Raw genomic sequence first — 13,938 nt, 5'->3', positions numbered from 1 at the left:
TAAATCAACTAAATTGCATAGCCTGAGGTTTGGTATTTAGCCTGAACGTCTCTGGCGGTTGGTCAAACCAGCGCTTAAAAGCACGCCTGAAGTTGGCACTATCATGATAGTTCATCAACACAGCGATGTTCTCAATGGATAACCTGCTGTCGCACAGGTAGCTTGCAGCCTGTTGAGACATAATCTCATCTCGGATTTGCCGGAATCCGGTGTTTTCCTCTTTGAGTTTACGTGCCATGGTGCGCTTGCTCATGAATAGAGAAGCTGCCGCTTCATCTTCATTAAGGGTTCCGGGCGGACGGGACAACATCATCTTTTTAATTCTCGTCTGATAGCTAGGTTTGTGAGTCTGAAGTTGCGCGAGCATGGATTCACACTGCTGCAGAGCAAAGCGATAGCTTTCATGATTGGCAGAGGCGTTCGGCTCCAGACACAACGCCATCGGCAACCTGAGTTTTAAATGATCGCAATTAAAGAGAATCTGCCCCGACAAATAGTCGGAGTACAGCGCATGGTACTCGGGTGCCTGATGGGGGAAAAATATTTCAGCCTCATTTAGAGGTCGACCAATAATGAATTCACCAAACTCCAGAAGAACTTTAATTATCGTATCTGCCATGCAACGCTGTATGTCAGCATCAAGCGACATCCGAAAATGCAGTGTGCATTCGAGGTGAGTTTCAACTTGCTGCAAATTTAATTCAATGACGCTTACCCGCGTTGGCAGAAATATATGTATAGCCTGTAGCGCACTGAGTAAATTTGGGCTGCTTGAAGCGGCAAACCCCATAGCACCATGCGTCGCCGGCGTGAGGCGCTTGCCCAACATTAAACCAAATTCGGGCTGGCCAGACAACACCAACGCATTTCGCAAAATCAGAACTTGTTGAGTTGCCGAGAGCAAGCCATCCTCCCTCAGAAACTGTCTAACTCCGAGTCCCGTTCCACGTAACAGAACTGGTAGCTGTCTAGCCGTCAGATCCAGCTCACGGGCAATAAGTCGTGAGTAATTTGATGGGATATCGGCTGTAAGGTTTTGGGAAATATTCGCTTGCCGCGTCATCAGCGCCACCTATCAAGGATGAGAATAACTGCATTGTCTTGAAATGACCCGGTGCCGTCAAGAAATGACCTCGCCGTTGTGTTGACGGCAATTTACTATCACTAGCGATGATAGTTACTAGTAGGAGAAACGCAGTGGGCAAAATCATTTTTATTGAGCATAACAATACAACTCACGTTATCGAATTCAAGGCTGGATCATCATTGATGCAAATCGCAGTCGATAACGCCATTCCAGGAATCGATGGGGACTGTGGCGGGGAATGCGCCTGTGGCACTTGTCACATCATAGTCGCAGATGAATGGTTCGAAAAGATCGGTTCATTCGGTGATGGGGAAGAGCAGATGCTATCGATGACGCCAGAGCGGGCAAAAACCTCACGTTTGGGCTGCCAAGTTAAAACCACTGAAGCGATGGACGGCATGACCGTTCGACTCCCAGAATTTCAGATGTAAATATCGGAGAGCCCCATGTCAACACAATCCAAAACATTTGACCAAATTCAGACCAGAGTGATTAATGCCACCGCCAAGGTGATACCAATGCATTTGCAAATTCAGGGTCTGAAATTTTTGATGCGTGCCAAAAAGAAAACAATTGGCGCGCGCAGGCCCACGCCAAGCTTTGTTGAATACCCGCTGCCAGACGTAGGTACACTACGAATTGATGACATTGACGTGAGCAATCCGTTTTTGTACAGGCAAGGGCAATGGCGGGCCTATTTCAAGAGACTGCGTGATGAAGCCCCGGTGCACTTCCAGAAAAACAGTCCATTCGGTCCGTTCTGGTCGGTGACTCGCTATGAGGACATCCTGTTCGTCGATAAACACCATGACCTGTTTTCCGCCGAGCCGGTCATCATCCTTGGCGATCCCCCTGAAGGCCTCTCGGTGGAAATGTTCATCGCCATGGATCCACCAAAACACGATGCACAGCGGAGCTCCGTGCAAGGCGTAGTGGCTCCTCAGAACCTGAAAGAAATGGAGAGCCTAATCCGGTCTCGCACAGGGGATGTGCTCGACAGTCTTCCCGTGGGCCAACCCTTTGACTGGGTACCAACGGTATCAAAGGAGCTAACCGGACGCATGCTGGCCACGCTTTTGGATTTCCCTTACGACGAACGTGACAAACTAATTTACTGGTCAGACCTTTTAGCTGGTGCCGCATCAGCCACCGGTGGCGAGTTCACCGACGAGGAGGCCATGTTCGACGCTGCCGCCGACATGGCCCGCGATTTTTCACGACTTTGGCGAGATAAGCAGGCACGCCGCGCCGCAGGTGAGGCGCCAGGCTTTGATTTGATCAGCTTGTTGCAAAGCAGTGAGGATACTCGTGACTTGATTAACCGTCCGATGGAGTTTATTGGCAATCTGGCACTACTCATCGTCGGTGGTAATGACACTACCCGCAACTCCATGAGTGGAGGCTTACTAGCCATGAACCAGTTTCCGAAAGAGTTCAAGAAGCTCAAAGCAAACCCTGCGCTAATTCCAAACATGGTGTCGGAAATCATCCGCTGGCAAACACCTTTGGCCTATATGCGCCGAATCGCCAAGCAAGACGTTGAGCTTGGGGGACGGACTATCAAAAAAGGTGATCGAGTAGTGATGTGGTATGCATCGGGAAATCGGGACGAGCGCAAGTTTACGGATCCGGATCAATTCCTCATCGACCGTTCTGGCGCACGTAACCACCTGTCGTTCGGCTATGGCGTTCACCGATGCATGGGCAACCGTCTGGCCGAACTACAACTGCGTATCCTGTGGGAGGAATTACTCAAGCGCTTTGAAAACATAGAAGTTGTTGGTGAGCCCGAACGAGTGCAGTCGAACTTCGTGCGTGGCTATTCGGAGATGATGGTTAAATTGACCCCACTGCGATAATCTCTTTGACGCAGAATACAAGTTAATTCCTTTACAAGCAAACAGAGACGCCCGACCGCTGTTAGGGGGGCGCAATCATAATATTGTCCAGCTGGATAATCCGGTCTCAATAACGTGTTGGAGAGGGCGCTCATGACAACGAAAGAAAAAGAGACGACAGTTGTCGTTGGAGGTGGGCATGCAGCAGGCGCGCTACTGACCACATTAATCCAGAAAAAATACCCGCATAATATAGTACTGGTAGGAGATGAGCCCTACCCCCCATACCAGCGCCCACCTCTGTCGAAGAATTACCTGGCGGGTAGTGTTGACCGAGAGTCGCTGTACTTGAAACCATCGTCGGTATACGAGAACGCGGGCCACCAGCTTAAACTTGGCGTGCGCGTTGAGCAGATAAATCGGAGCAATAAAACCATTCTCTTGTCTGATCAGAGCACTCTGACATACGATCGACTCGTCCTGGCCACTGGGTCACGGGTGCGACGTCTGAAAGTACCCGGCGCGGACTTGAAGGGAATTCATTATCTGCACGATATCGCCGACACCGATGTCCTGCGTGATCAACTAAATCCGGGTAAACGGCTGGTGATCGTTGGTGGCGGCTACATCGGCCTAGAAGTGGCAGCAATCGCCATCAAGGCAGGCCTAGTCGTCACTGTGCTCGAATCCTCAGAACGCCTATTGCAACGTGTCACAGGACCAGAGATCTCAGAGTTCTTTTATTCAAAGCACCGCAGCGCGGGAGTGGATGTGCGGTTGACCACCACGGCTACCGAATTCGCAACTGACGGTCTCGGTCATGTGACTGGCGTAGTAGTGGCGAACGGGAATACCTTGCCAGCCGATATTGTGCTCGTCTCTGTAGGAGTAGTACCAGAAACCAAACTGGCAGAGTCCGCTGGACTGGCTTGTGATGACGGTATTTTAGTGGATGAACATACCCGCAGCAATGATCCCTCCATCCTGGCTATCGGCGACTGTACCCGCCACCGAAATCTTTTTTTCAAACAAATGCAACGGGTCGAATCGGTCGCCAACGCTGTCGAACAAGCCCGTACAGCGGCGGCTACCCTGATGGGAGAGGACAAACCGTACCACCACGTCCCATGGTTCTGGTCGAATCAATATGACCTTCGCCTGCAAATGGTGGGATTGTCACAGAACCATGATGAACGCGTCGTTCGCCGCGACATCGAGGGTGATGCATTTGCGGTTTTCTATATCAGGGAAGGTCGTCTAATTGCTGTTGACGCAGTCAACATGCCATTGGCTTTTATGGTCGGTAAGCGGCTCGTTTACGAGGGTAAGGACGTCAGTGCCGAGAAGTTGAGAGATCTGAACATCGCGTTAACTTCTTTAATCTGAAGTATGTAAGAGTTAGCTTCCTTCAAAGGTAAATCAAACGACTACTGCATAAGATTGGCGGAAAAAGACCCCTTTTTGTCCGACGCACCTCTTTGCAGAAAATGACCCCCTCCGCATAATAATTCTCATTTGGTCTATCGCCATTTCTCACATTATAAAAATCACTTGGAGGCGGACATGCTTCAATTTCTAAACAAAGGCTCAACCCACAAAGCCAATATAAACGGCAAACTCATTCATGTTGAAGCCGACGAAACGCTACTTCTAGCTGCTTTGCGTCAAAACGTCGAAATTCCCAATATTTGCAGAGTTGGAGGATGTGGTTCCTGCAAGTGTAAGCTCAAGGACGGCAGGGTTCAGGAGTTGACTGAGAGCGCGTACCTGCTCTCTGAGGAAGAGATTGCTGAAGGCTACATTTTGGCTTGTCAAAGTCGCTTGAAGTCGGACATTGAAGTGGAAATGGACGAGAGCGCCGCGATTACTTCTTCGCCAGTAGCGGGACGCATTGTGAAGCGCGAGTTCTTGACACACGACATAGCGAGAATTGACGTGCAACTTGATCAGCCAATCAATTACAAGGCCGGCCAATTCGCCGAGTTGACGCTGGATTCTGTCAAAAACGCACCTCGTAGTTATTCATTTTCAAATGCACCAGACAACCAAGGTCTGGCCAGCTTCACCATTCGCAGAGTGCCTAGTGGTCGGTTTTCAACTTATGTATTCGATAAGCTGGTCGAAGGGGAAATACTAACCGTACGAGGTCCCGGTGGAGACTTTTGGCTACGTGAGGGTGGAGAAAAGGTTGTATTTATCGCCGGTGGTAGTGGCCTGGCTCCAATACTTGGGATGCTTGAGGAGATGGAGCGCAAGGGTGATCGGCGCCCCGTTACGCTGTTGTTCGGTGCACGCACCGAACAAGATCTATACGAATTACATCGCCTTGACGCTTACACAAAGAATTGGCCTGGATTTCGGTTTGTTCCCATTCTTAGTGAAGATAATTCCAATCACAACTGGAATGGCTTGCGTGGCTTGGTAACGGACCATATTCGTAGGGAAGCTGCGGGTGCCACCCAAGCCTACTTATGTGGTCCGCCTCAAATGATTGATGCTGCAATTAAGGAATTAAAGGAGAACAAGCTTGCAGCACAAGGTATTTATGCAGATCGCTTCGTAGTTCGAGAGGTTATGAACACTGGCTTTTATGGAGCGGTTGGTTTGCCCTTGATTGAGAGAACTCCGGCGACCATTGGTGATTATCTGAAGTTCATGATGTTTCATTTGATGGGAGTAATCGCAGTCGTTGCATATTTGGCGGGTGGCGCTTGGATCACTGCGGGTTTTGCGAGTTTGTTGGGCTTTTATGTTCTAGGAGACATGTTGACGGGCGACGACACAGTGACACCCGAGTACCGCAAGCCCTGGATTTTGACCGTTCAATTGTGGTTAGCTTTGCCACTCCTTTTGTTGATTGGTTTTTGCTTTATGTGGACGATGTCGACAGGAGATCCACTTGGTCTAGGTGAATTTGTCATGGGTCTTACCAGTTACGACGTCTTTGCGGCGCGGGAGGCAACCTCGTCTGTACATCGCTATTTTTCAGGGATTATTTACTATGGCTATTTGATTGGAATCATGGGCACTGTGGTTGCTCATGAATTAACGCATCGGACATGGGATCCCGTTTCGTTGTGGGTTGGGCGTTGGCTTCTGGCGTTTAGTTACGATGCGGGCTTTGCCATTGAGCATGTGTACGGTCATCATCGTTATGTGTCAACTGAGCATGATCCAGCGACAGCACCACGTGGACGCAATGTATATCTTCACATAGTGCTCTCAACTATCAAGGGAAATATCAGTGCTGCAAAAATTGAAGCTGAACGCCTGAATAAAAAGGGACTCCCAGTAATGTCTTATCACAATGCGTACATTCGAGGCCTGCTCATGAGCGTGGTGTTGAATGTAGCTGCATTTTCGGTTGCGGGCTGGACAGGCGCACTATGTTTTAGCTTGGCCGCTTTATTTGGCAAATCCTTACTTGAAATCGTGAACTACATGGAGCATTACGGCATGGTGCGCTTACCTGAACAGCCTGTTCAGCCACGTCACTCCTGGAATACGAACCGTCGAATGACATCATGGGGCATGTTCAACCTGAGTCGTCATTCGCATCATCATGCACAAGGCGAAGTGCCCTACCAGAACTTGATGCCACTGCCTGATGCGCCTGTGATGATCGGCGGATACCTAACCACAATTTTTTTGACGCTTTGCCCGCCCCTTTGGCACAAGCTCATGACATCAAAACTAGTTGAGTGGGACCGACACTTTGCTTCCCCGGAGGAACAAATCTTGGCTCTTCGTGCCAATCAGCGAAGTGGAATTAAAGAGTTGGTCGACTATGACCCCCGCCAATGGTCTCTTGATTCGATCAAGTATTCGACTTGAGAGAAGCAACTAATTCTTAGTTTGGAGATTATTATGGAATTCGATTTTGTAATCGTGGGTGGAGGCTCATCCGGAGCAACTCTGGCAGCGCGCTTGAGCGAAGATTCGTCAGTAACAGTGTGCCTTCTTGAAGCTGGTGGTCGTGGAGACAATTCCTTGATTCGAACACCTGCTGCAATGGTTGCGATGGTTCCCGGGCACGGAAAACTGAACAACTGGGCTTTTAATACAGTGCCTCAGCCCGGTTTAAACGGGCGTATTGGCTATCAGCCTCGCGGCAAGGCGCTGGGGGGTTCTTCAGCGATTAATGCCATGTTATACATCCGAGGACAAAGACAGGATTACGATGGCTGGGCAAACCTGGGTTGTGATGGTTGGGACTGGGACAGTGTATTGCCTTACTTTAAAGATGCCGAAAACAACGAGCGAGGTGCTGATCCATTTCACGGGGCCAGCGGACCACTTCATGTGTCGGATCAGAACAGCCCACGACCGGTGACTCGCGCGTTTGTTGAAGCAGCAAAAGCCTGGGGACTACCAGAGCAGCAAGACTTCAATACCGGTGACAATGAGGGTACCGGGCTATACCAGGTAACACAATTTCATGACCCGAATAAGCACGGTGAACGTTGCTCAGCGGCCGCCGCTTACCTTCATCCCATAATGACCGAGCGTTCAAACCTAACGGTGCTTACAAACGCTCATGCCTGTCGCATTCTTTTGGAGAATCAGCGTGCAAAGGGTGTTTTTTATCGCCACAGCGGCAAGGAGTTTCTAGTTAAAGCCCGTCGCGAGGTGATCGTCTCTGCTGGTGCTTTTGGCTCCCCTCAACTCTTACAGTTATCCGGTGTTGGTAGACCACAAGACATCACCCCCTATGGCATTAGCATGGTGCACGAGTTAGCAGGTGTCGGGCAGAACATGCAGGATCATCTGGATTTCACACTGGCATTCAAATCCCTTGATACTGACAACTTTGGATTGGGTTTGGCAGGCGCGCTGGGATTATTCAAGCACCTTACTTCGTGGCGTCGAAATGGCACCGGTATGCTGTCCTCGCCTTTTGCGGAAGGAGCTGCATTTCTGAAATCATCGAAGTCAATTGATCGTGCAGATTTACAATTGCACTTTGTAATTTCTATAGTGGAGGACCACGCGCGCAAACTACATTCAGGCTACGGCTTTTCTTGCCATGTGTGCGCGCTTCGTCCCTATTCTCGAGGAGAAGTTTTCTTGCAATCTGCGGATCCTTTGGATGATCCAGGGATCGATCCAAAGTTCCTATCGGATCACAGGGATCTGGAAACTTTGATCAAGGGAGCAAAAATCACCCGTGAAATTTTGATGCAAAAACCATTAGAGAACTACCGACATAAAGAACTTTTCGACGTGCATGAAGGCATGAGCGATTCTCAGTGGGAATCAAAAATACGCGCTAGAGCCGACACCATCTATCACCCTGTAGGAACTTGCAAAATGGGAACCGACACAATGTCGGTTGTGGATGCGCAACTACGTGTGCATGGGCTGCAGGGACTAAGAGTGGTAGACGCGAGCGTGATGCCCACCTTGGTTTCTGGCAATACAAATGCACCCTCAATCATGATTGCCGAAAAAGCGGCTGATATGATCCTCGGTAAGAATCGAATCACCAAAACAAGTACAAGCCCTCAGATTAATGAGAAGGAGATGAGTTATGTCTGAGTCGTTAGGTAATTTATCGATAGAGCAGATGTCCGTTCAAAACCTTATACCTGGAGAGAAAACTGCTTCCGAAGAGACTCAACGCTGTGACGACGCTTTGTTGGTTCTCGATGGGAACAAACATGAATGGGCCCGTACCGACTGTACCGTTCGCATTTTCATTCTTCAAGAAATCAAGACTGCGCTTCTTCAACAATCTGAGGGCTGGGCTGAAATTGCAGCACGTCGCAAGCGTTTACCTGCAAGCTCTACATTGAAAGGGGAAGAATGGTTAGCAGGTCCGTTGCCAGTAATGGCCACTTGCAATGGCCTTATTGAAACACTCTCCAAAATGGAAAACAAGGCCTTTCTAGCGCAACTACCCTATCGCCGAGTCGCGAAAGGTCAACTTGCTTTGAAAGTATTCCCGCATACCCTTTGGGACAAACTTCTTTTATCAGGTGTGAAGGCAGAGGTTTGGATGCAGCGCGGCGTAAATGAAGTTTCGATTGAAGCTGCCTCAGCCTATGATCTACCAGCCGGTGAAAGATCTGGAAAACTGGCCTTGGTGTTAGGAGCAGGCAATGTGGCAGCGATCAGTCCATTGGACGCACTCCACAAACTCTTTGTTGAAAACGAGGTCGTGTTGCTTAAACTCAACCCGATCAATGATTATCTTTTTGATTATTTGCACGCTGCGTTCAAACCATTAATTGACCGCAATGCTCTTCGGATTGTGCGCGGCGGAAACCAACTGGGGGCGTATTTGGTAGAACATCCCTTAGTGGAGAGCATTCACATTACGGGCGCTGCCGCCACGCATGACCTGATCGTATGGGGTGAGGGGAAGGAGGCAGACAACAACAGGAAAAACGACAAACCGCGTAATACCCGGCGCATTACTTCCGAGCTAGGTGCAGTTTGCCCGACCATTGTGGTGCCTGGTTCATGGACAAAAGCGGACATTCGCTTTCAGGCTGAGCAGATTGCGACACAAAAAATGCAAAATTCCGGTTACAACTGCGTGGCCATGCAAACGCTCATAGTGCCAGAGGGGTGGGAAGGAACAGAGGTACTACTTCGTGAGTTAAAGTCCATCATGACATCCCACGGTGGACGTGAGCAATATTATCCTGGCAGTCAACAGCGCTGCGCTGATTTTCGAGCGCATGGTGGCATAGAGTCTTTTGATCAATTTGGAAGGCTGACCTTTTTGGTGGCCGACTTTGATCAGGGCGAATCTGAATGGCTGGCCAACAATGAAGTGTTTGCTCCTGCCTTCACAATCAAATTTTTGTCAGGTGAATGCCCCAAAAACTACCTGGCCTCAGCCATTGATTTCGCGAATGAAAAATTACACGGTACTTTAGGGGCGAACATCGTGATCCACCCTGCAACCATTAAAAAAATTGGACGTGAAAAATTTGAATCGCTTCTAGGCCAACTTCGTTATGGCACCATCGCGATTAATACATGGACTGGATTAGCCTTTCTTCTCAACGCCTGCCCTTGGGGTGCCTTTCCCGGTGCCAGTTTGAAAAAACCAGGATCGGGCATAGGTACGGTGCACAACACCTGGATGCTAGAGCGTACTGAAAAAACAGTTGTTCAAGCGCCTTGGCGTCCTTTTCCGAGGAATTTATTGTCTTTGAATTTTAGCCTATTACCTCGACCACCATGGTTTATAACAAACGGTAAACAACACATCCTTGGACGGTTATTAACCTATTTTTATTACCTTCCTTCGGTTTGGAAATTACCGGGAATTTTCATCAATGCGCTCAAAGGATAACCCCTACCCTATCCCGACTAATTTGGGAAACACGGTAATTCATTACATTCCACAGATCGCCGAACAACTGAACACCAAAGGACTTGACGTGTTTGGTTGGCTTGCGGGTGTTGGGCTTGATGTAACCTGTTTGACTAAACCCGGTTATGAAGTACCTGTTGCAGCCTATAGTGCATTGCTGGAACAGGCCATTGAGTTGACAGGCGACAGTGGGCTTGGCTTGAGATTGGGGTGTAACCTCGTACCGAGCGCGCATGGAAATGTTGGATTGGCCGCGTTGTCAGCAAATACCATACAGGAGTCAATGCAAATCGTGGAAAGGTACGTACCGTTGCGGACGTCATTACTGGCTATTCGATCTGAAACAGTCAACGATGAATTTCGAGTGGTGTTTGAACCGATACCAGGACTTGGAGAAATTGGCAATGTCGTTGCTGAAATTGCGTTGGGGACAGTCAAGAACATAATAGATGCAACAGTGGCTAGCAATAGTCCATGCCAAAGTATTCTATTTTCGATGTCTGAACCTTCGCATGCAGCCCTTTCCCGGGAATTGTTGGGTTGCGAAGTGCTTTACGGGCAATCGTGGACAGGCATCTCCCTCAATTATTCGGAAGTATTAAACCCGCTGAGTCATCGCGATGCGCTGGTTATGTCCGAAGCGCTATCAATTTGTCAGCGAGACCTGGAGCGCCTTGAATCGAACCATTCAATTGCAGCCCGTCTTGAACGGTTGTTATTGAAAAGTAAACAAGGAGAATTTCCAAATCAACATGTATGCGCTCAGACGCTGAATATGACTCCTCGTACATTTCACCGAAGGCTTCGGGAGAATGGAACCTCGTATCGAGATGTGTTAAACAAGGTACGTTGCCGCCTTGCTCATGAGTACCTGAAGATGATGCATTTGGGTGTAAAGGAAACAGCCTATCTATTGGGTTATGGCGATATCGCAAATTTTAGGAGGGCGTTTACCCGCTGGTATGGTTTTCCACCGTCCAAATTGTAGGAAGTCTGTCAACTTATCTGAACTCTTTTTGATTTGTAAAGCTAACATTTTAAGCAACAAGTTGCGGAGACTTCATTTTTGTTACTCAAGCAGGTCTCCCAAATCAATATCTTGGGCGGCAGAATTTGATTCGTCCCAGTAAGTTCCAATTGACGCTATCGGTGTACGTGTACCGATATTTGCTGACCAGTAGCGATCTGAAAGATTAATCATCGTGAGTGTGGATATGTCCTCGACCAAGCGATACTGCTTGCTCGGCTTAAAATTCTGCGCCGCTGCCCAACGTTTAGTAGCATCCCTGAAACGCTTTTCGTCCCCAGCCGCCTGCGCCGATATTGCGTACATCACGTGTGCCAATCGCACACCGCTTCGCTCGCCAATCAACATTGAGCGATTGAAACTGCCCCAGACGTCTTTGCCTTCTGCCCCGCCAGGCAGGATGTTCCAAACGACAGATCTTGCTGCGAGAGGGACCCCCCACCATTTGGTGTTGGAAACGCATTTCAAGGCCCGTTCAGACAATGGTGCTATATCAGTTGGAACGCCGACCATTTGCTGAGATGCGATGTCGTTGATCACTGCCTGCAGGCCTGCGACTGTCCCTAATATGAAGGTAAGTTCATCGTAATCACGCTCAAAATTTGGGCATGTTTTGCCGTATTCAAAATCATACTTCTCCTCCAAATGACTGCGCATAACCTTGAATGCCGAGAACTGTCGTCTTGCGGTGATCTCAAGAAGGCGCTTTTGTGCAATTCGGGCATCTTGTGCATCTGAAATTTGATTCGCGCGTGTGGCTCGCAGATAACGAAGTTCCTCATCAACAGAGCGCTTCTCAGAACACACTGCGGATGTGGTGTACAACAATGATTCCAATAACGCTGGGTCGCCATAGAACGCTCGCGTGGCACCTGATATTAGAGGAAAGCCGCTGGTGGCAAACTGGCAACCCATGTCTACATCGTTCAGTTCAAGAATAGGTGGCACAATTCGGTCTTCCACGATGCCAATAGCAAAGTTTGTGATGCCGCCCTGAATGCTGGAACAACCAGTCAATATTGCTGCAGTTCCAAAGACCAAGAGTTTTTTTGTCAGTTTTTGTATCACTATCATGTCGATGCCTGCCCTTTAGAATCGCTCGGTGATGCTTACACCAAAAAAGTCGATGTCAAGTTTGGTTGTACCCTGAAAATCGCCCCCCCTTACTTCAGCAGGGCTGACTTGCCCGTTGGCACCGGTTGCGCCTGGCTCCAGGTCAAATTTCATATATGAGAAATTCAGTGTGGTATCCCGTCGCAACTCAAGTTGTGCTCCTAAGCCAAAGTATTGTCTGTCTGAGTCGGGTAACAGTGTAATTCGTGTGTCATCATCAATTACGCTGTTCTCTACTGCGTAGCCAGCTTTTAAAACGAGGCGTTTGAATGCTTTATAATTAAGACCAACGCGATAGCTGTTGGCTGCTACATAATTTTGTTGAATCTCTTGAAGTACCCGCCCATTCGATTCCCGAACAAATTTAAGATTTGTCACCGAAAAGTCCTGACGCGTGTAGCTGGCCATTAGATCAAGTTTGGGGCTAGCATGATGAAAAATACTCAAGCGAAGCTCATCCGGCAACGTGATGTCTTGCTTGATTCGTTGCTCCGGAAGCAAGTCGCCAGCAGCCTGCGGTCCGTTCACACCGAGTAAAGGACCTGATACCCCGATCAGTCCTCCATTAAGGAACTCCCTGAACTCAGCACCCTCCGCTGTTTCCTGTATTTTCAGTTTGCCACGCATACCGGTGAATTCCGTTTTCGGTCGATAGGAAATACCAATTCGTGTATTGATCGTGGGTTCCCAAAGCGCGCCGGCTTGTGCATTGAATGCCCAACCGAACATTCGCAAACTTAAATCAGCTTCTTCAGGAATAGGCGGTGCCAGCCCAGCGGCATTCAACCCATCAAGAAGTGTTGACCCATTGTTCAACAGCCCATCAACGGCATCCCGATAGTTCAGTTTCAGCTTAAGGGATTGAAAGTATCGCTCATAAGATCCATTGGCGCCAATCGACAAAGTCGGAGTAAGTTTGTAGCCAAACCCAAGGTTTGCCCGGCTGACCTTAAAGTCAATATCGCGGCCTTGGTTGCGTCCCGGAAAATTTTCATCGTAGCGAACAATCAGTGCATGGGAGGCGGCCCCTCCGAAACCAACAACGAGTTTTTTAGTAATTGGAATTGCTACGAACAGGTTGGGCGCAAGGGCAGTTGAATCGTATCCACTTTTTCGATTGAATTCCTGCCCAGCGCTGCCTGTAGTGCCGCTGTTCGTTGGAGATCCATCCGGTGTTTGACCGGAGGTGTAAGAGGTGTTGATACCAACAAATGCAGCGCCAAGTACAACTTCCGCTCTTTTGAGTCTGGTCAATGCAGCAGGGTTCGCAAATAGAACAGATGCGTCACCTGCTTCGGCAGCCATCCCCGCATTGGCACTTCCCATAGAACTGATTGAGGTTGCATCAAATGCGGTTCCTCCCGCATATGCTTTGCTCGACAAAAAAGACAGAATTGGGGTTGCTGTCAATGCGCCTACAATTAGCATCTTGAAGTTTGGGCAGTACTGTATTTTTTTGTTCATGTTATATCCGTCGGGAAATGAGGTCGTATTGCATTTCACTGAGTGCAAGACATAAACCAGCTTTTCTATATCGCCAACA

10 protein-coding genes are annotated in these 13,938 nt (G+C 48.9%); 7 read left to right on the top strand and 3 right to left on the bottom strand.

The window, feature by feature from the left end; genetic code table 11:
- Nucleotides 1-4: 4 nt before the first annotated feature.
- Nucleotides 5-1,063, bottom strand: a complete 1,059-nt coding sequence (locus tag LMED105_RS00860) for an AraC family transcriptional regulator ligand-binding domain-containing protein (protein WP_008247248.1) — start codon at nt 1,061-1,063, stop codon at nt 5-7.
- A gap of 134 nt (nt 1,064-1,197) precedes the next feature.
- On the opposite strand from LMED105_RS00860, the gene LMED105_RS00855 reads away from it, so the two are divergent.
- From LMED105_RS00855 to LMED105_RS00825, 7 genes are all read left to right on the top strand, one after another.
- Entirely contained in the window at nt 1,198-1,518 is a 321-nt protein-coding gene (locus LMED105_RS00855; protein ID WP_040512148.1) for a 2Fe-2S iron-sulfur cluster-binding protein, read from the top strand.
- Nucleotides 1,519-1,533: 15 nt separating this feature from the next.
- Complete coding sequence (locus LMED105_RS00850) at nt 1,534-2,946, top strand: cytochrome P450 (protein WP_008247244.1); 1,413 nt, start codon at nt 1,534-1,536, stop codon at nt 2,944-2,946.
- Nucleotides 2,947-3,078: 132 nt separating this feature from the next.
- Nucleotides 3,079-4,311, top strand: coding sequence for an NAD(P)/FAD-dependent oxidoreductase (locus LMED105_RS00845; RefSeq protein WP_008247233.1), 1,233 nt, complete (start codon nt 3,079-3,081; stop codon nt 4,309-4,311).
- Between the two features lie 177 nt (nt 4,312-4,488).
- Complete coding sequence (locus tag LMED105_RS00840) at nt 4,489-6,759, top strand: fatty acid desaturase (RefSeq protein ID WP_008247232.1); 2,271 nt, start codon at nt 4,489-4,491, stop codon at nt 6,757-6,759.
- A gap of 33 nt (nt 6,760-6,792) precedes the next feature.
- On the top strand, nt 6,793-8,463 hold the full coding sequence (locus tag LMED105_RS00835) for a GMC family oxidoreductase (protein ID WP_008247230.1): 1,671 nt from the start codon (nt 6,793-6,795) through the stop codon (nt 8,461-8,463).
- Complete coding sequence (locus LMED105_RS00830; protein WP_232222687.1) at nt 8,456-10,234, top strand: aldehyde dehydrogenase family protein; 1,779 nt, start codon at nt 8,456-8,458, stop codon at nt 10,232-10,234. Before LMED105_RS00835 ends, LMED105_RS00830 begins: the two co-directional genes overlap by 8 nt.
- Complete coding sequence (locus tag LMED105_RS00825) at nt 10,218-11,243, top strand: AraC family transcriptional regulator (RefSeq protein WP_008247225.1); 1,026 nt, start codon at nt 10,218-10,220, stop codon at nt 11,241-11,243. The genes LMED105_RS00830 and LMED105_RS00825 overlap by 17 nt, the downstream gene beginning before the upstream one ends.
- 81 nt (nt 11,244-11,324) lie before the next feature.
- Here LMED105_RS00825 and LMED105_RS00820 read toward each other — a convergent pair whose 3' ends face one another.
- Complete coding sequence (locus LMED105_RS00820) at nt 11,325-12,356, bottom strand: hypothetical protein (RefSeq protein WP_008247224.1); 1,032 nt, start codon at nt 12,354-12,356, stop codon at nt 11,325-11,327.
- Between the two features lie 15 nt (nt 12,357-12,371).
- A complete protein-coding gene (locus LMED105_RS00815) occupies nt 12,372-13,859 on the bottom strand; it encodes an OmpP1/FadL family transporter (protein ID WP_008247222.1) in 1,488 nt (495 codons plus the stop codon).
- Nucleotides 13,860-13,938 lie beyond the last annotated feature (79 nt).

This window comes from Limnobacter sp. MED105 (assembly GCF_000170915.1).
Taxonomy (GTDB): domain Bacteria; phylum Pseudomonadota; class Gammaproteobacteria; order Burkholderiales; family Burkholderiaceae_B; genus Limnobacter.
Note: the sequence above shows the minus strand (reverse complement) of the source record. Positions and strands in the feature narration are given on the sequence as shown.